The organism is Ornithinibacillus bavariensis (assembly GCF_018333235.1).
GTDB classification, from domain to species: Bacteria; Bacillota; Bacilli; order Bacillales; family Amphibacillaceae; genus Ornithinibacillus; species Ornithinibacillus bavariensis.
In genome coordinates, this window is sequence record NZ_BORP01000001.1 from 37,283 (window position 1) to 57,856 (window position 20,574).

At 35.7% G+C, this 20,574-nt stretch carries 14 protein-coding genes; 10 read left to right on the forward strand and 4 right to left on the reverse strand.

Annotation, left to right across the window (positions count from 1 at the left end):
- The first annotated feature begins 104 nt into the window (after window positions 1-104).
- Window positions 105-980 (forward strand): YxiH-YxzG fusion protein, encoded by an 876-nt coding sequence (locus KI338_RS00235; protein WP_244853237.1) that lies wholly within the window; start codon window positions 105-107, stop codon window positions 978-980.
- Between the two features lie 149 nt (window positions 981-1,129).
- On the opposite strand, the gene KI338_RS00240 is transcribed toward KI338_RS00235, so the two are convergent.
- Complete coding sequence (locus KI338_RS00240) at window positions 1,130-1,705, reverse strand: NADPH-dependent FMN reductase (protein ID WP_212918979.1); 576 nt, start codon at window positions 1,703-1,705, stop codon at window positions 1,130-1,132.
- A gap of 47 nt (window positions 1,706-1,752) precedes the next feature.
- Complete coding sequence (gene proC / locus KI338_RS00245; protein WP_212918980.1) at window positions 1,753-2,568, reverse strand: pyrroline-5-carboxylate reductase; 816 nt, start codon at window positions 2,566-2,568, stop codon at window positions 1,753-1,755.
- 511 nt (window positions 2,569-3,079) lie between these two features.
- Between proC and KI338_RS00250 the strand changes: the two genes are divergently transcribed.
- From KI338_RS00250 to KI338_RS00280, 7 genes are all read left to right on the forward strand, one after another.
- The gene (locus tag KI338_RS00250; RefSeq protein ID WP_212918981.1) at window positions 3,080-4,264 is read left to right on the forward strand and encodes a DUF4317 domain-containing protein; all 1,185 of its coding nucleotides are present in this window, start codon (window positions 3,080-3,082) and stop codon (window positions 4,262-4,264) included.
- 325 nt (window positions 4,265-4,589) lie between these two features.
- Window positions 4,590-5,285, forward strand: a complete 696-nt coding sequence (locus KI338_RS00255; RefSeq protein WP_212918982.1) for a response regulator transcription factor — start codon at window positions 4,590-4,592, stop codon at window positions 5,283-5,285.
- Window positions 5,282-6,286, forward strand: a complete 1,005-nt coding sequence (locus KI338_RS00260) for a sensor histidine kinase (RefSeq protein WP_212918983.1) — start codon at window positions 5,282-5,284, stop codon at window positions 6,284-6,286. Before KI338_RS00255 ends, KI338_RS00260 begins: the two co-directional genes overlap by 4 nt.
- 96 nt (window positions 6,287-6,382) lie before the next feature.
- Window positions 6,383-7,144, forward strand: a complete 762-nt coding sequence (locus KI338_RS00265) for an ABC transporter ATP-binding protein (protein ID WP_212918984.1) — start codon at window positions 6,383-6,385, stop codon at window positions 7,142-7,144.
- On the forward strand, window positions 7,134-9,080 hold the full coding sequence (locus tag KI338_RS00270) for an FtsX-like permease family protein (protein ID WP_212918985.1): 1,947 nt from the start codon (window positions 7,134-7,136) through the stop codon (window positions 9,078-9,080). The genes KI338_RS00265 and KI338_RS00270 overlap by 11 nt, the downstream gene beginning before the upstream one ends.
- Window positions 9,081-9,289: 209 nt before the next feature.
- Entirely contained in the window at window positions 9,290-10,891 is a 1,602-nt protein-coding gene (locus KI338_RS00275) for a ribonuclease J (RefSeq protein WP_244853379.1), read from the forward strand.
- A gap of 277 nt (window positions 10,892-11,168) precedes the next feature.
- On the forward strand, window positions 11,169-11,726 hold the full coding sequence (locus KI338_RS00280) for a GNAT family N-acetyltransferase (protein ID WP_212918987.1): 558 nt from the start codon (window positions 11,169-11,171) through the stop codon (window positions 11,724-11,726).
- 28 nt (window positions 11,727-11,754) lie between these two features.
- Here the strand turns inward: KI338_RS00280 and KI338_RS00285 are convergent, their stop codons facing one another.
- Complete coding sequence (locus tag KI338_RS00285; RefSeq protein WP_212918988.1) at window positions 11,755-13,398, reverse strand: FMN-binding glutamate synthase family protein; 1,644 nt, start codon at window positions 13,396-13,398, stop codon at window positions 11,755-11,757.
- A 475-nt stretch (window positions 13,399-13,873) separates the two neighbouring features.
- Window positions 13,874-16,981, reverse strand: coding sequence for a GNAT family N-acetyltransferase (locus tag KI338_RS00290; protein ID WP_212918989.1), 3,108 nt, complete (start codon window positions 16,979-16,981; stop codon window positions 13,874-13,876).
- A 719-nt stretch (window positions 16,982-17,700) separates the two neighbouring features.
- On the opposite strand from KI338_RS00290, the gene KI338_RS00295 reads away from it, so the two are divergent.
- The gene (locus KI338_RS00295) at window positions 17,701-18,396 is read left to right on the forward strand and encodes a copper homeostasis protein CutC (RefSeq protein ID WP_212918990.1); all 696 of its coding nucleotides are present in this window, start codon (window positions 17,701-17,703) and stop codon (window positions 18,394-18,396) included.
- Window positions 18,397-18,539: 143 nt separating this feature from the next.
- The gene (locus tag KI338_RS00300) at window positions 18,540-20,021 is read left to right on the forward strand and encodes an amidase family protein (RefSeq protein WP_212918991.1); all 1,482 of its coding nucleotides are present in this window, start codon (window positions 18,540-18,542) and stop codon (window positions 20,019-20,021) included.
- The last annotated feature ends 553 nt before the right edge of the window (window positions 20,022-20,574 follow it).

A 20,574-nucleotide genomic window follows, 5' to 3' on the forward strand; every position in this document is an offset into this window, starting at 1 on the left:
TCGACAAGTTAATCCTTTAAGTATTGAAAGTGGACGGGGTCAATTTGTTGTTATCGTCTGGCAAAAATGAGTACTATTAGCTTCTCGCGGAATACTTAATTGAGGTGATAGAAATAGAGAGATTAAAATTAGAAAAATATGTTGATTATACCTCAAATTGTAATTTTGTGGCTGGTCAAATAACGAGAGATGGAACATTATTATTAATTGAAAGCAGTTTACAAGAGTTTGACTTTTTTCAACGTCCTGTATCGAAAAACAACTGGATAATTAAGATTATAAAGGGCAGAAGTATAGAAACGGTGATTTTAAGAAATGTTCCCCTTATCCCAACGGAAGTAGACTTATTTTCAGATGGTACCTTACTTATTGTACAAAGTCGTTGTTTAAAGGATGGTAATTACATCGAACGAAACGCCAGGAGATATAATACTAACGGGCAATTAATTGATGCATTTACGTTAGGAGACGGTATTAGTAATGTGCAAATTGACGAAACTGATACCATTTGGGTAAGCTATTTTGATGAAGGTATATTTGGAAATTTTGGATGGGAGCAACCGATGGGGAGTGCTGGTGTTGTCGCTTATACAATGAACGGTGATCGTTTATGGGGTGCAAGTGATTATGGAATTGTGGATTGTTATGCATTGAATGTTGTAAGTTCAAAGGAAGTGTTCTTCTACTACTATGATGAATTTTATCTCGTTCAACTGAATGAGATGAAGGAATCTATTCGATATCGTATAAATAGTCGCCATCATACATTACAACAATTTATGTTTGACGAAGAGGATTTAATTGGTCAAATAGATATGAATACAATGATGCGTTATCGAAGAAATAAACTAAGCTATGCTCCAAAGGAAAAACTACAAATAACTGATAAAAACGGAAAACGTATTATTGGTCCCGTGTTTATGCGAGGGTCGTTTCTTTATGTATATGGTAAAGATGGGATATATAAAAGAAATTTGTGAAAAAATAGGTGTTTTATTTTATATGGTTGTTATTGAATATTAAATAAAGTTTAGCTGATTATTATTTGACTACTAACAAGAGTTTATTTGTTGTGTAACTAGGCAAAAGGCTTATGAATTTATATAACTAGGAGATAAGAGGTCGTAATCTATACCTCGTTATCTCCTTTTTTGTTTGTATTCTTTCTATTATTAATACTTCTCTGGAGGAAAACCATTTCCTCGGCGAGATTTTGAATTCTACTGGCAATTTTTTGGTCAATGATTTCGTCTGTCTCTACATCAAATTTATCATTGTGGACAAACACATGTGTCGATGGAACTAGTCCTCTAAGATAGGATAGTATTGGTTTTAAATGATTTTCTGGTACGAGAAAATGCTTTTCCGAACCTCCTGTTGCAATGATTCCAGTTACTTTATTTTTAAATGCATATTCTGGAAAGAAATCTAAGAGATTTTTTAAAACTCCAGAAATTGATGCCTGATAGATCGGTGTACCGAACACAATAAAATCTGCGTCTACTATTTTTTTAACCACATTCCATGTGTCCTCATTATAATAGGTTAATGGTTCTCCACGACAAAATTCAACCTCATATTCCCTTAAATCAATCAGTTCTGTTTGTATATTTGAGTCTATGGCCGTAGCGGCTGTTAACACCTCATGAACCGCTTGTGAGGTCTTATTTCCTGCTAGAGTTCCCGATACGCCTACTAGTTTCATTTCATTACCTCCTAATTTTAGACAGAGAGTTGAAAGTTACAGGCATCTTACTCTAATTTGCCTAATTCAATTGATCGTTCTCTTGCGTTTTTGACACATTCCATCACTGCTTGCTGGAAGTTATAGTTATTTAAAGTTTGGATAGCAGCTTCAGTTGTTCCTCTTTTACTAGTAATCCTATCTCGTAGAACATGGGTTGAATCTGTGGATTTTTCAAGCATTTTTCCTGCCCCAATAACAGTTTGGGTAATTAATTTTCTTGCTAAGTCTTCATCAAGTCCAGCTTCTATTGCTGCGCTTTCCATTGCTTCAACGAGGTAGTATATATAAGCTGGACCGCTTCCAGAAATACCTGTTACGGTGTGCATATCCTTCTCATCTACATGAACAGTTGAGCCGATAGTGTTAAATAATTTCTGAGCCGTTTCTAGATGGATGAGTTTCGCATGTTTTCCCGCAGTAATAGCCGTTGCAGAACAGCCAACAGATGCAGAAGTATTTGGCATAGCACGGACTATTGGGATATCTTTTCCTAGCAGTGTGGTAATATAATCTGTTGACATACCAGCAATTACGGAAATGATTAATTGGTCTTTTCTAATATGGGATTTAATATCTTCAATTGCTTCTTTCATATCATATGGCTTTGTAGAAAGGACAATGATACTCGCCTGCCTGAGTGCTGCAGCTTTATCCGAGGTAGCTTGAATAGAATAAGTATGTTTAAGGTGCTGTATACGTGCTTGGTTCGATTTATTCATTACATACATATTATCGCCCTGTATCTTCCCAGTTTTTATAACGCCGGCTATAATCGCCTCAGCCATTGATCCCGCTCCGATAAACGCCATTTTCCCATTCATAATCTCAACCTCCTCCTTAAACATATAAAAAACCCGTATCATCCTAACGTATAGGACGAAACGGGTTCCGCGGTACCACCTAAATTGGCATGCATGATGCCCAGCTCCATTTGATAACACAGCATGACTGCGATTAGTTTTTGCTAATAACTCCCAGATAGGTTCACCATGCCTAGGTCTGGCGGAATCTTCCAGCCTATGGATTCCACTCTCTTTCAGTTAAGCATTGGTTACTGGTCTGTTCACCGTTTTTTATATATTGTTTTGTATCATATGATGTTTTTACAGGAATGTCAAGTAGTTTTGATAAACTACTTGGTATTTGTTCTGTATTGTATTGTATTGAATTGTTATTAAGAAGTATTAATTAGTTTACCACACGAAAATTATGGGAAAATATTCAATCCTCTTAGATGAATTGTTTATCTCAAAAAGTAAGCTTTCTATGATAAAATGATAGAATGCATATTGAAAAATGCATGCTGATTACCAACTTAGGAGTGTAACAATATTGAACAAAAAAGATATAGCGAACTTTAAGAGACAATTTAAAGTAAACAATGACTTACTTCGGATACATGAAATTTTCTATGTATACATTATGAAAGAATCTAGTGAAATCTATCATCATCAAAGCTTTCCTTTTGAAATGCTAGAAAAGGAACAACAAGAGCTATTTATCGATAACTTTAAAAAGGTATTATCAGGGCAACTGGACGAGAAGCTATTTGAATTGAAATTTAAGCGTGATGTAGAAAATAATAGTCAATTAATTCTTCACCAAGGTTTATTAAGTAGTGAAACCGAGGAATGGAAAGGGCATATGCTTCGTTTGGTGGAGAAGATGCTTACGGATAAGCAATATGAAATGGATATTGTCGTTACTTTTATTCGTGGGGAATATATGAAGCCTGTTAAACGCAAGAGTGAAGAAGCAGAAGAAAGTGAAAGGGACACGGTTTATGCTAATCCATTTATATTATGTAGCATGAATCGTACACAAGATCCTAAAAAAGAATTGCTCTTTGACTACGTGGAAAAACAATTTAAATATAATATTGTTGTTGATCCTATTATTAATCTGAAAGCGCCGTTATCCGGATTTCTTTTTCCTTGCTTCACGGATAATGCAGCCGATGTCAATCATGTTTTATATTCTGCGGGAAAGAAGTATGAGTTAAGCTACCATTTTATTGAAGAGGTATTAAATGCAGAAGAAGCAATGACAGCAGAAGATGATAAGGTAGTTTTTGAGGAAATTGTAAAGCATGTCGCTGGTGAACAAATTAATACATCCACTCTTTCCAATGTATATGATGAGATACATCGTGTCATCGAAGAGAATGAAGAGGAAGAAGTACCGAAATTAGACTATAAGGATGTAGAAAAAGTATTAAGGACTAGTGGTGTGAAAGATATTGATACGGAAAAGGTTGAATCTGCTTTTAAAACAGTATTGGATGATGAAGGCTATGAGATTAAGGCAAGCAATATATTGCCGAAGTACACATCAAAGTCCATTAAAATAAAAACAAAGGTTGCAGACCTTTCTGTAAGTCCACAGGAACTAAGACATGTACGTCAAGTCCATTTGAATGGGAAGCTATACCTTATGATAGAATTAGAGGAAACTACGATGATTGAAGGCTTTGAGATGATTCCAGAGGCATTATTTACGAAAGTTAATGAAGATTAATTTGTGACTTTCCGATTTTTACCATTGCTGATCAATCTTCTATAAATAAAAACACTAGGATTATTGAATTACCGTAAATTACATGGCAACATCTTTTATACTTTGCCACGAAATTTTCCCATTGCTTTCTGGGGATAACCTTTACTAGCTCAGGCTCGAAAAGTAATCAATCAGAAGCTATAAATTTTTATAATTGTAAAGAGAGCCAATTGATTTTGTAACGTAAAATCAATTGGCTCTCTTATTTTATCCAAGTGAATATAGCAATAGAGATTTCAAATCTAGTATAATATGGAGGTAACTATGAGGGGAAATGGTGGTTTAGATGTTTAAAATCTTTCTAATAGAAGATGATGTTACATTATTTCATGAAATAAAAGAACGTTTGGCACAGTGGTCCTATGAGGTGTACGGAGTGACGGATTTTAGTAATGTCGTAAAGGAATTTTCAGAACGAAGGCCAGACCTTGTAATTATAGATATACAGCTACCTAAGTTCGATGGATTCCATTGGTGCCGAATGATTCGCACCCATTCAACAGTACCGATTATTTTCCTATCCTCAAGAGATCACCCAACAGATATGGTAATGTCGATGCAGCTCGGTGCGGATGATTTTATACAGAAACCATTTCATTTTGATGTTTTAATAGCAAAAATTCAGGCTGTCTTAAGACGCGTCTATAATTACAGTGTGGAACAACCATTGCAATTAAGAGTTTGGAATGGTGCTACCGTTGATTTTTTAAAGAGCACTGTGCAAAATGAAACTGGAATAATTGAACTATCGAAAAATGAAATATATATCTTAAAAATCTTATTAGAAAATAGTAATCAGATTGTAAGTCGTGAAGAACTGATGAAGGAACTTTGGAGTGATGACCGGTTTATTAGTGATAATACATTAACTGTTAATGTGAATCGATTGAGAAAAAGATTGGAAGAGATTGATTTAGGACAATTTATTGAAACAAAGGTTGGTCTTGGGTACATGGCTAAAGAACAGGAAAGTACCGAATGATGAAGAAGTATTTAATCGAGCGACTTAGCTGGGTACTATTTTTTTGCTGTCTTCAAGGACTATTACTCTTAATCGGTTATTTAGATCCGTCTATTAATCTCAGCACGATTATTTATATTGTCTTTTTATCAATGATTATTTTTATATTATTTTTCATCATTCGATACAAAAAGGAAACAACCTTCTATAAAATGATTGAAGAAACGGATCCTTTTGCCGATGTGAATAACATACAAGAGGGCAGAACGCCATTTGAGAAAATAGTAGAGAGCGCATGGAAGGAACAACTTGATATACATAGATGGGAATTAAATGACCTAGGAACAAGTGTAGAACGAGAGAAAGAGGAGTTACTGTCGTGGCTTCATGAAGTGAAAACACCTTTAACAACAATGAAGCTAATGCTGGAGAGGGTCGAGGATAGCACATTAAAAAGGCAGCTCATGTATGAATGGCTTCGGATTCATTTACTCCTTGACCAGCAATTACATAGCCGGCGTATTTCATTTATGGAAAATGATATTTATATCGAAAAGGTAAATTTGGAAAAGATAATAGTAGAAGAGATACGAATGTTACAGTCATGGTGTATGCAAAAAGGGATAGGCTTTGATGTCTCCTTAGAAATTCAACTGGTTCTATCTGACGGAAAATGGCTACAGTTTATTCTTCGTCAATTGTTAACGAACGCTGTAAAATATAGCGAAGGAGCGGATATCGTTATTCGCAGCATGGAAAAGGATGGCAGGGTACTGATGGAAATCCAAGATTATGGTAGGGGAATTGAGTCAAAGGATATTCCAAGCATTTTTGATAGAGGATTTACATCGACAATGGATCATATGGACCATGCAGCAACTGGAATGGGACTCTTTTTAGCAAAAAAGGCAGCAGAATCCTTAAAAATCCATATAGATGTTGAATCTGTCTATAGGGAAGGAACTATCTTTACTTTAACATTTCCAAGGAAGAATGAATTTAATGAGCTATCAAGCATGTGACAAGATTGTCACATGCTTTCGTATTTTGTTCGTAGATTCGAAGGAAAAAAGAAGAATATCCTTTTATGATTAAGGTAGACAAAGGAGTTGAATAAGATGAGCATATTAGAAGCGAAAAAAATTGTAAAGAAATACGGAAATAAATGGAATAGACAAGAGGTTTTAAAGGGTATTGATATTACAGTGGAAAAAGGGGAATTCGTTGGTATTATGGGGCCATCTGGGTCAGGGAAGACAACTTTACTTAATGTACTTTCCTCCATTGATAGTGTTACCCAAGGCTCTATACGTGTTGATGGTAAGGATTTTACCAGAATGAAAGAAAGACAATTAGCGGAATTTCGTAAGCTTCATTTAGGTTTTATCTTTCAAGAGTATCATTTACTAGATACGTTGACCGTAAAAGAGAATATTATGTTACCTCTAACTGTTAATAAGGTACCAAATAAAGAAGCACAAGTTTTATTTGAACAAGTGGCAAAGGAATTAGGCATCTATGATGTTAAGGACAAGTATCCAAATGAAATATCTGGTGGACAGAAACAGCGGACTTCTGCAGCGCGTGCCTTTGTGCATAATCCTAGCATTATATTTGCTGATGAACCAACAGGAGCACTAGATTCCAAATCTGCTTCTGACTTACTAAATAAGCTAAGTGATTTAAATAACAAACTTAATTCCACAATCATCATGGTGACACATGATCCACTAGCGGCTAGCTATTGTAGTCGATTAATTTTTATTAAAGATGGACAAATATTTACGAAACTAAATCGTGGGGATGAAAGTAGGCAGGAATTTTTTAATGACATCATTAAAACACAGGGCGTGTTAGGTGGGGTGCAAAATGAGCTTTAAACAACTCATCTTTCGTAATCTGTTAAAAAATATGAGAAATTATTATCTTTATGTTTTTGCCCTTATATTTAGTGTCGCATTGTATTTTGCTTTTGTGACCCTACAATATGACCCAGCGATGGATAGTGTTTCTGGATCTGTAAAGGGAGAAGCAGCAATGAAGACGGGTTCCATTTTATTAATTGCCATCGTTACGGTGTTTCTCGTGTACGCAAATAACCTATTTATTAAAAGAAGAGGTAAAGAGATCGGCCTATTTCAGTTAGTGGGATTATCTAAAGGGAAAATATTTAGAATTATTGGCTTGGAAAACATTATTTTATACTTTAGCTCAATGGTGATTGGGATTTTCCTTGGATTTATTTCTTCCAAGCTAATTATGATGGTATTACTAAAAATTATTGCGATGGATGAGGTTGCGGCATTACGATTTTCTTCTCGTGCGTTAGTGCTAACGGTTATTGTTTTTGCTGCTATATATATCATAATAATGTTGATTAATGCTTTATATATTAAGCGGCAACGCATCTTGTCATTATTTCATACTACCTCCACATCTGAAGACAAGAAGCGGAAGGTATCATTTATTGAAATATTCATTGGTGTACTAGGTCTGGGATTAATCATTTTTGGATATTATTTATCTACAAAACTTTTTGATGGACAGTTTGTAATGATGGAGCAAATGTTTATGGCGATGCTTGTTATTCTTGCTTCCGTTATCATAGGAACTTATTTCTTTTATAAGGGGTCTATTCGGTTTATTTTTAATCTTATTCGAAAAAAGAATAATGGCTATCTTTCTATCCATAAAGTATTGTCACTATCATCGATAATGTTCCGGATGAAGTCTAATTCTTTGTTACTTACTGTGGTAACAACTGTTTCTGCATTGGCAATAGGCTTATTGTCATTAACGTATATTGCTTATTATTCTGCTGAAAAATCTTCTAAGGAATCAATAATATATGATTTTTCCATTCCTAATAAGGGTCATGCAGAAGAGTTCATCGCAATGCTTGATGAGCAGCAAATAGACTATACGAAAACAGAAATGGAAATAGTAACAGTTAAAGCTGATGGAACAAACATATTAACCGATAAAAATGATTCAGAACGAAATGATGAAGATTTGATATTACCACTGACAGTTATTTCAGATCGTTATTTAGAAGAGATTGACGTAGATAAGGATAAGTCCATTTTTATTAATAGTAATCGAGCAACAGAGACATTTATGGCATTTAAAGAGGGAAGTTTCTCACTAAAGGGAAAGAGCCAAACGTATGAGCTAGAGTTTGTTGGTATGAAGGATAATAATGTGCTTCCACTTAGATTAACGAATAGCGGGCTTCCTGTCGCTGTCATAGATGAAGCGTTATATCAACAAATTTCTGCGGATATTGACCCAGAGGAGCATAGTGAATTCACTCATTCAATTGGGGTCGATATAACTGACAGGGGAGACTTAAACAAGGCAAATGAAATTTTCAATGAGCTAGAATTAGGAAAATGGCCAGGTCATGAGTCGCAGCTAGAAGATTTTAAAAGACAAAAGCAGATCATGGGTATTGCTATGTTTGTCGTCGGGTTCCTAGGACTAACCTTCTTAATTACTTCAGGATGTATCCTTTATTTTAAACAGATGGATGAAGGAGAGGAAGAGAAGTCAAGCTATACTATTTTGAGAAAGCTAGGATTCACTCGTACTGATATTTTAAATGGGATAAAGGTGAAGCAACTATTTAACTTCGGAATCCCATTAGTACTAGGATTAAGCCATAGCTATTTTGCAGTTAAATCAGGCTGGTTTTGGTTTGGTACAGAACTATGGACACCAATGATCATCGTTATGTCACTTTACACAATACTCTATTCCATATTTAGTGTACTATCAGTAGCCTATTATCGAAAGCTAATAAAAGAATCATTGTAGAGAGACAGGTATATACATCCCCTGTCTCTCCTTTTTCTGTTATTTTATAGTCGAATGAATTGCTCGAATGATAAAAATAGATTTTCCTCCCCCCATAAATGGAAGCTCAATGGGCATACTAATTTAAAGTTACAAACTGGGGAGGTTTTACTTTGGGAAAACTATTATCAGTTTTTGCGCTTGGCGGATTAAATGAAATTGGGAAAAATATGTATGCTATCGAATATGGGGATGATATTGTACTCATTGATTGTGGAAACAAGTTTCCAGATGAGGAGTTATTAGGAATAGATTTAATAATCCCGGATTTTTCTTATCTGGAAGAGAACAAGGAAAAGATACGAGGATTAATAGTTACACATGGTCATGAGGACCATATTGGTGGGGTTCCATATTTCTTAAAGAAGATTAATGTTCCTGTTTATGCTACGCGTTTTACACTAGGAGTCATCGAGATTAAGCTAAAAGAACATCGGATATTAAGGGAAAGCACGCTTTATGAAATTAATTCTGAATCAGAGGTCCAGATTGGAGAACTAACCATTAGCTTTTTTAAAGTGAATCATAGTATCCCAGATTGCCTCGGAATTGTTTTTAATACTCCAGAGGGTACTATTGTACACACCGGTGATTTTAAATTTGATCTGACTCCTGCGAATCAGGAACGGCCTGATATCCACAAAATGGCTGCTATTGGCAATAAAGGGGTACTACTCTTGCTGTCGGAGAGTACAAATGCAGAAAGACAAGGTTTTACCCCGTCAGAGCAGATGGTTGGTGAAAACTTAGTAGGGCTATTCATGAAAGCAAAACGGAAAATTATTGTATCAACATTTGCATCTAATATAAGTCGTGTTCAGCAGATAGTTCAGGCTTCGGAAAAAACGGATCGAAAATTAGCACTTATCGGCAGATCAATGGTAAATGTAGTTAATGTGGCCATAGAACGAGGGTATTTGACGGTTCCTAAGGGGATGCTAATTGAACCGAAGGAGACGATGGAATTACCTCCAGAGAATGTAACGATATTATGTACGGGAAGCCAAGGAGAACCAGGTGCTGCACTTAGTCGTCTTTCCACTGGAAATTTTCGTGATGTAGAAATTCTTCCGGAGGATACGGTTATTCTTGCAGCTGGACCAATTCCCGGGAATGAAAAGAATATATCTACGATAATAGATAATCTTTATCAACTGGGTGCACATGTTATTTACGGTTCTGGGAGTAGCTTTGGGTTACATGTTTCTGGTCATGGTTACCAGGAGGATCTGAAGCTAATGCTTACACTTATGAAGCCAACTTATTTTGTTCCAATACATGGTGAATATCGGATGCTACATCATCATCTGCTGCTCGCAGAGGCTATTGGTGTAAAGAGAGAAAATATATTTTTGATTAATAATGGTGATGTTATTGAGGTTGAAAACAAAATTGCCCGTTCTACCAGAACTATTCCGGTAGGTAGTACCTATGTGGATGGAATCGATGTTGGGAATATGGAATTTGTTTTACGAGATCGAAAGCACATTTCTGAAGATGGGTTGCTCATGATTATTTTACCAATGAGTAAACCAGATGCAAAAATGCTCGCCGAGCCGGAGATAATTTCTCGTGGTTTTGTTGATAATCATTTCTCAGAACTTCGAAAAGGGATGATAGGGATTATAACTGAAACGATAGAAGAACTTCATGCAGAAAATCGATATTCATGGAACACAAAGAAAAAACAAATCAAAAAATTAATCGGCCAGTATATAAGAGAAAATACACGAAAACGACCTATGATAGTACCTATTTTAATTGAAATTTGAAGTAGGGTGTAGTGAGTGTCACTCCTGGGATATGTCATTTACTGCCGAAATTATGTATGGCAATTATTAGAATGAATACATTCGAATGCTAATTGGAGGGAAGAATTAGTCGCCTCATCGTAGAAGCGAATTCATCCCTCTTTATTTTCCTACATAGAATATGTTTGTTGAACAAGAAATAGAAGGGTATAATAAAATTATTGGTAAAATTTCAAATCTTTTGTAACGAATAGTGATTTATAATGTTGGATGATTCTGTATTAAAGGAGTAAATGATATGGTTAATTTAAAACATAAACCAATAATCGAAGGGGAGACAGTTATTTTAAGACCATTTAAAATGAAAGAGGATTTTCCATTTTTAGAAGAGTGTTTACAGGATTCAGAAGTTATAAAGCTAACCGGATCTACAGATGACTTTGATAAACAAGAAGTCTGGGATTGGTATAATACTAGAAATGAGCAATTAGACCGTTTGGATCTGGCTATTATTGATAAATCAACTGAAAACCTAGTTGGTGAGGTGGTAGCTAATCTGTATGATGAAGCGGAAAATAGTATGAATTTCAGAATTATGATTGGGCCAAGAGGTAGGAATCGTGGTCTTGGGACAGAAGCAACACAACTAATGGTTAATTACCTATTTCAGCATACAGATATAAATTTTATAACATTGAGTGTATTTGCTTTTAACCCTAGGGCGAAAGCAGTCTATGAAAAAGTTGGCTTTGTATTTCATAGTATTGATGAGAAGGATTTAGAATATGAAGGAGAATGGATTGATTCCATCAATATGAAGTTAACTAGGGATAATTGGATGAAGAAAATATGTTGAAATTCGGGGAGTGACAGGCACTCCCCTCTTAGCTGTTTACAAATTCTCGGACCCTTTCAATTGCGTTTTCTACACTTTCTGTGGCTTGGAAATGTTCTAAATTAAGCGTGTTAGAGAATTTTTTTACATCATTATCTGACTTTCTTAACGTGATATGCTCTAGGCTAAATTTTGTTGGTGAGTCTATACCACACGATGCTCCAAGCATAAATAAACCTTCTCGCATGGTAGTTAAATAATTGGCCGTACGGAATCTTTTTTCCTCTACTGCTAAACCTGCTTCAAGATGTGGTAAATGTGAGGTAATTCCAACGGGACAAAGATTCGTGTGGCATTTTCCAGCATTTATACATCCCACCGTATTCATTGCAGCTCTTGCAACATAGATTAAATCTGCTCCAAGAGATAGTGCGGTAGCCATTTTATTTGCGGTAGCTAACATTCCAGAAGCGATTATTTTGATATTGTCCCGTATCCCATATCTACGTAATGTTTGATCCAATATTAGAATGCCAGAGAAAATCGGTAAACCAAGTCCATCTGCCATTTCCTGATAGGTAGCCCCAGTACCACCTTCTGCACCATCAATTGATATAAAGTCTGGTGTGTCACCAGTCTCTTTTATATGAATTGCTAGTTCATCGAAGGAGTGATTATCACCGGCAACTACCTTGATTCCTACAGGTTTTCCAGTGATCTTTTGCCAGTGGGTGATTAATTTAAACAAGCCTTCCATATCTGAAAACAATGGGAATCGATTCGGACTTTCTACATCTTTCCCCATCTCTACTCCTCTTATCTCAGCAATTTCTTTCGTGATCTTTTCTTTAGGCAATTTTCCACCACGAACCTTTGCTCCTTGCGCAAGTTTAATTTCAATTGCCTTAACCTCTGGACGGAGTGCATTTTTTAGGAAAGTTTCTTCACAGTATTTTCCATCCTTCCTTGCGCCGAATAAGCCAGAACCTACTTGGAAGATTAGGTCTGCTCCTTTTTCTTCTAGAACCCCTTTTTCAAGTAGATCTTGAACGGTTACTTTAGCATGATCGCCAAATTTTTTTTCAAGCTCAAAATTAGAAGCGTGCGGATATTCTTTTATATACGAAAAAATCTTCCTACTTATTCGCTCTGAAGGCACCATAGCTCCTTCGACAATGCGGTATACCTTTGAAAGATGATAAGGGGAAATACCACCTTCCCCAGTATTCATAAAGCTTCCTCCACTAATGGCTACCCCTTGGGATAGCGCTTTCACTGCACTTTTGGAAAGAGCCCCATAGCTCATAGCAGAGATTCCGATTAGACCTTTTACTTTAAACGGATGTTCACGTTCTCTTCCAATAACAACACTATCGTCTTGGGTTAAGTGCCATGGTTTGATTATCTTTTGGTTTCTTTTTTCTTTTCTACTAGTAATGGACTCATTTATTATTTGATACGTGTATGTAGTGATAGGTGAAGAATTATCAACCTGTAACTCATCAACATTTAACGGAAACATGGAATTAGATAAATAGAAGTCTGTTTTACTAAAATCCTTCTTCGAACCGAACCCAATTACTGTGTTCGCATATTTACCAGCTTTTGCAATTGTTTCCTGTGTATCCCGGTCAATAGGTCTACCTTCCTTATCATTTAAGAACCAATATTGCCTGAACTCGGGACCAATCATTTCAAAAATGTACCTCAGTCTGCCTAACAGTGGATGTGTTTTTAAAATTGAATGCTGATTTTGATACTTGTCTTTAAGATATAAATAGATAAGAAGTAATATAAGACCGTAAAATAAAATAAAAGGCAAAACCTTTAAAAAGGAAATAATGACTGACAGACAAAACACCCCATCTCGGAAAATTTTAAGATAATTACCAACTCTCATTGTATCAAAATTATTTAAAAAAGGAAGAGGTGCCAAGCACTTCTATCTTTTTGTCATTTATTGTCGAAACGGGGATGTGTAACAGTTCCCTATGAAAGAAGAGAAAACGTCTAGAATAATGAAAGGTACCGACCGCCGAGGTAGAGTAAAATATCTAACCTTCTGGGATCAGTACCATTTCATATGCTTAATTGTTTTGTGTTAATAACTCCTATTATTAATTCGTGCTGAGAATCAACAACAAAGACTTCAGCTTGATAAAGTCTAGTTATTCTGGAATTTTTCCGTCGAAACAAATCTGTTCTAAATCCTGTTGTGCATCACTTGCAATTGCTTCATCAGTAAAAATATAGAAGCTAGGTGTAGTAAATTGTGTTTTTCCGGATGGGATTGTAAGTTTTTCTTCATTGACATGAAGCAATATTTCTTTATTTATATATGCTTCTCGAGCAGTTTTTTCCGAGCTAGAAATAACTTGTAATTGTTCTTTTCGATTCTTACAGCCAATTAGCATATTGCGCTCAACAGAGAAATCATTTTCATCCTTACCGGCGACTAACTTAGTCCAATTACCAGCTTGATTTTGGAATTTCGCCCAATTATCCTCCACGGTAGCCCCTGGCATAAAGAATCCATCAGTTATCCATGCTTTGTTATTTAACAGCTTCCCAGTCTCTTGCTGAACTTCAGATACATGGCATAAGACCGGAGTACCTGGTAACGTGAGAAAGTACTGATGAAACTTCAGCCCTTTGTAATCGTCATTCTCTACAATGGAAGTAGACAATTTAATGCCTTGCCAATGATTCCCTTTGTTATCAATTAAGCTAGTAAAGCTTGCTATTGTTTTCTCCTTTGCAAGGGAATAGGGCCTGATAGCAGCTAATCCACTTGTTATTCCTCCAGACCAAGGATTCCACCATAATTTTGGTCCGGGATTAGGAAATGATGTATTTAACCATTCATGCCCTTGGTAGCTTAAGGAATGTAGTGCTGGGAAAAAATTAGGTGAGGCTTTGAACTGAATAACCCCATTATCTATTTTCCATGTTTCTAAACCATTTTCTTGAACAATAGCTTCTTTCAGCTTGCTATTCAATGAGCGAATAACTACTGTTTCCCTTTCAACATTAGCAGCATCTAGATTTGCTTTAAGCTTTAGTGTTGAAATGGATGGCGATTTACTTAAGTCTATTTCTGTAACCCATTTTGTAAGTTGTTCTTCACGATTAAACTTGGCAGTTGCTATATCATTTTCAGAACGAAATAGGGAAATTGCCAATTCACCATGTAAAAAATTGGATTTATAGTCAGTAACCTGAATAACTGCTTTTTCCCCTTGAACAAATGGATTAGAATTCTGTAATGAAATATTTAAATGGTCTATTGTTTTTTCTATAGGGTTATTATTAGATTGCCTTGCAAAAGCTCGAAAGCTCTCTAAATCATGGAATGCCCCAATTGAAAAATAATGCGAATTTGTTCTAGCAATGCTTCTTTCATTAATGTGTCCGAGATTATGCTCAAAATAGCTAAACCAGTTACCAAAGTGTATGCTATCATTTTCGTGCCAGCACATTCCAAGCGGATTACTATCCTTTTTAACAAAAATCCAATTCTCGCTAACCTGTTTTTCATTCCAATAGTGATACGAGTTACCAATTGAATCATCCAATTCAATAATCTTCCCACGATAAGGGATTAATGCTTTTTCTAAATCAAAAATAATGGATTGGCTGAACCATATCGGTTGTTCGATTGGAACATCTAATGAATTCTCTACCTCATAGTAGTTTTCAACAAGACCTTCACCGAATAGCTTTATTACATAATGTAATTGGAGACCTGGAAAAGCTGTCAGTTCGTACGAGATTTTCGCTCCGATATAGCCCATTCCCTCAAAAAATTCTTTTGCAACTGGTTTTGCCTTTGAAATTTCTTCTGAATATGGCTTACCGACTTTAGGTGTCATTAGAACAATTGCTTCATCATTTTTCTTTCGGCCTATTTGAATAGTGTTCCCATCTTTTATGAGAGAGGCAAAATATTGACCATTGAACAATTGAATTCTATCCTGGTCTTCTCCATGAAACCGTGCACCAATGCCTCTTAATGGAATCCCAATTTGTTTGTTAAAATGAATTTCTTCACCGTTTTCTTTTATTGCTTTAAGCTCCAGCTTCGCATCATAGTAGCCATGAGACTTCGTTACAAATTCAAATGGGATTGATATTCTTTCCTTTGCTTCTAATTTAGTAGCAAATTGCTGTGATTTTAGATGGATAAGTGGCGATTCAGGAAACACCATCTCGAATTGAACTTTTTCTGGAAAGTTATTTTTTAGGTCTAAATAAAAGACGTTTTGTTGATCAATGAATGATAAATCTTCAAGCACATGAGCTTCTAGCTGGGCAGGATATTTCGGTAATATACCCACCTTAAAGACTGCCTCTTTTCCATTGATATGAACAGTAGCTTGCACAGCTGGATGTGTGTGAAAGGTATTTTGCTCTTCATCAATTGCACCAACATAGAAGGTACCAATAACTTCTTCCATACCCGTAACATCCATTGATTTTTCAAGTGTAAAATCTATATTCTTGTCGCTTACACCATTTAATGATACATGAAGAGGTTTACCTGTTTTGTTTTCTATTTTATAACGAATAGAATAGTGTTCGCCAAATACGAGCTGATGTTGATCGACATGCGCAGAAATTAAATAATCATCTGTTTCAATCAGACGAATTCCCCTTCCAGTGCGTTCAAATTCAATCCGAAGTTGTGTTTTTTCTTTTTCCCATAAGTATTCATAGTAATGAAAGTCGTTTTCTACCCTACCATCTGGCTTCACTTCAATTTTTCTAGTACTAATATCATACCAATTAACATCATGGAAGAAATCTTTCACTGCCTCTGTATGTAATACCGTTGGCATGAAATTCATTAAATGTGTCGTATCGTCTCTATCCTCCCAGAAGAATCCGCATTTTTTATAGAGAGGAACAGCTTTTGTATTCCCAGACCATGTATATAAATCAAGTCTTGGCCATTTTAAGTCGATTGTTTCCTGTAATGCGGTTAAGAGTAATTTCTTCCCAATTTTCTTTCCATGGTAATCATCTCGAACGTTTAAAAGTGGAATATATAATGCGCCTTCATCATCGCGATATTCACTAAATCCACAATATCCAACAACCCTTTCTCCTTCTAGAGCAAGGAATGTGTGAATATTAGTTGAGTTCCTTTCACGGTGTAGAATCGTTTCCTCTGTATCTACGGTGTTTGCTCCACCCCAGCCATCTCTACTATGGTTCCACATATCCGCAACCTTTGCAGCGTAACTGTCATCGTATTTGATAATCTTGATGTCCATTGTTTCATCTCCCTTTATCTTCAGAATTTCAAATCTGATCGATTCTTCAATCATACTAACTATTGGAAAGCATGGCAGATAATAAGAGTAATATGTTACTAAAATACCTTTCTCTTTCTACCAATACATGGTTAATTTTCTACCAAAAAAAGAACCATTCGTAATTGGAATGGTTCTTTAAATGAAAATACATATTTCTACTAAAATAGCCACCTAAAGTAGAGTAGAAAATAAAAAACCATAGAATATATCATACATTCTATGGTCTATAGTCAGTAAAATTTAAATAAACTAAACAGGTTTAACATGACACATAGGTTGTATGAAGCAAATAATTAAATTTAGCCATTTTGATCACATTATTAAACTTAACCATAGCATACAACCTCCCATTAAATTCTGAATATTTTATCCTCTATTATTATATAGAATGTTTTTATTTTTGTAAACCCTAATATTTTTGTATGTAGCTTGGGTTTGACGTATCATATAAGAAATTAAGTAAGCTAGAGAGGAGATCTACACTTCGGGTTATTACATAAAATATATTGATCTAATCAGATATTTCAGCAGCTTTTTGAAGATAAGGACAGGCTTCTTCATCATTTGTTAAAGTGATTATTTCCTAATACGTTAGAAAATGGCACATGTTAATAGGATGAATAGAGCCCTCCTTAAAAAAGTGAAGTAAAATATAAAATTAGAAAAGTGGGGTAAAGATGTTACTTGAAGTTATTGTTCAAACAGTAGAAGAAGCAATAGAAGCTGAGAGGTTAGGAGCTGACAGGCTTGAATTAGTTTCTGGTATAGGAGAAGGAGGACTAACCCCTAGTTATGGAACAATTAAACAGGTACTAAAAAGTGTATCCATACCAGTACAAATTATGATTCGGCCACATAGCTATCATTTTCATTATAGTTCTAGTGACTTAGATACGATGTATGAAGATGTTAATAACATAATTTCACTTGGAGGTACTGGTATTGTATTCGGTGCACTCCACAAAGATAACACAATCAATGAGGAAGCATTGAAAAATATTATTCAACTCTCTCCAGATTTAGACATTACATTTCACCGTGCATTTGATGAGGTGTCTTCCCAAGAGGCTGCTTATCTTATCCTAAATCAATTCAAACAAAATGTTCGTCGTATTTTAACTTCAGGTGGGAAAGCAAATTGTGAAGACGGGAAGAACAGCTTAAAAAGATTAGTTGACTTATCAGTTAGACTTCAAGGTCCTAAGATTCTGCCAGGATCAGGACTAACGAGTACTAATATCGAATGGATTCATAAAGCTGTAGGTGCAGAGCAATATCATTTTGGAAAGTCATTGCGAACGGATCAATCCTTCGCAAAGGGTTTTGATAAAGTAGCATTTGATAAAATAATTAAATTTAAAACCTCACAGTAATTGCCTAAATCTAAACTAGATTTGGGCTTTTCTATTTTGCGTACAAATAGTACTTAATTCATTTATGGTAAAATAGATAACAGTTATAAGAAAATTCTTTCATTTAATAGTGTAGGGGTTAGAGATGTTAGGGGGAAGATATTGTGTTTGAATATAAAAATTATGATGCTCTTGGACTAGCAGAACTAGTAAAAAATAATGAGATAAAGCAAGAGGAGGTCCAAGAAGCTGCTATTCAGGAAATTGAGCAAAAAAATCCTAAGCTAAATGCAGTTATTTACAAAATTTATAAACATCAGGAGGAAATCGAAGCTTTCGAAACTGGAATCTTCTCCGGAGTTCCAGTCCTAACGAAAAATATCTCTCAGGAATCAAAAGGTCATCTAATGTCAGAGGGTTCGAAGTTACTAGCTAATTTCATTGCTAATGAGGATAGTGAGTTTGTTCGTCAGTTGAAGGACACTGGTGTGACCATCCTCGGTCAGACAAATGTTCCAGAATTTGCACTGATGGGGACTACAGAGCCTAAACATGATGGACCTACAAGGAATCCTTGGAACATTAACTATACACCAGGCGGATCAAGTGGTGGTTCAGCAGCTGCTGTAGCTTCAGGTATGGTTCCTATTGCTGGTGCTAATGATGGAGGGGGATCAATTCGGATTCCTGCAGCCTATTGTGGAATCTTTGGATTAAAGCCAACTCGTGGTCGTACGCCGGTTGGACCAAAAAGGGGGCGTTCGTGGCAAGGTGCTTCTGTTGACCATATTCTAAGTCGTACGGTCCGTGATAGTGCTGCAATGCTGGATCAGTATCTATATGACCGAACTAATGCCTTTTATGCGCGAAAATATACCGAATCCTATTTAATTGCTTCCGAGACACCAATTAGACAGCCATTAAAAATTGCCTTTACCACCTTATCACCATTAGGCTCTACTGTTGATGCAGCATGCAAGGAAGCAGTACTTAAGACGGTTAAGCTCCTAGAAACAATGGGGCATATAGTCGAGGAAAAAGAAGCCCCAATTGATGGCAAGCGATTAGCAAATAGCTATATGATGATGTACTTTGCAGAGGTTGGATCTACTTTTCGTGCCATTGAAAGTATAATCGGTAGGAAAGTTACATATAACGATGTAGAACCAGCAACATGGATATTAGGTTTACTAGGTAAGGCTGTATCCTCAGAGGAGTTTTTAACAAGCTTAAAGTTTTGGGATGAAGTAGCCATAAAAATGGAATATTTTCATGATGAGTACGACTTCTATCTTACACCGACAACTGCATTTCCCCCTTCTCGATTAGGGGAGTTAGACCAGACTAAATTAGAAAAAATGCTCATCCGAATCGTTGGAGGTCTAGGGTTAGGTGGAATATTGAAAAAGTCAGGCTTTGTGGACCAAGTGGCACATAAAAGTCTTATGCGAACCCCTTTTACGCAACTAGCTAATTTAACAGGGCAGCCAGCTATGAGTCTTCCACTGCATCAAACAGAGGACGGTCTTCCTTGTGGCGTACAAGTGATGGCTAGGAGAGGACGAGAGGATTTGTTATTGCAATTAGCAGGAGAATTAGAAACAAGTGATTACTGGATTAATGTACAGGAAAATCCATTCTACTAACTATTGTACAGTTTTTGATTTTTTTTATAGCAAATGGACACCTTAAAAAGAAACAGAAGGATGAAGAGGTGGGGTTATGTATGATATCTAGAAAACATTTGCTATTTAATGTTTTACTGCTTGTTGTTCCGTGGCTATCAATTTTATTTCTTGGTAAACACCATATTAAACGTTTTTCAGTTTCAGCGATTTTTATTGTTATATTTGAGATAATAAATCATATTTATGGTCATAAAAGAAAATGGTGGAAGTTTTACGATAAACCTAGATTCTTTTTAAGGGACGAGTTACCCTTTAGTATTGGTCCTTACATGCCCATTTCGTTATGGATACTAAAATATTCATTTGGTAACTTCAAGAAATTTGTACTGATTAATGTAATAGCTGACGGAGTCTTTGCTTTTTTAATTATGAATTTTTTAAAGAGGCTTAAAATCGTAAGACTGAAACGTTTAAGTAATATTCAGTTTTTTATTTATTTACATTATAAATGTTATCTATTATACGGAATTCAATACTTGTATGAGAAATTTAAAAGACTGCGTTACAATGC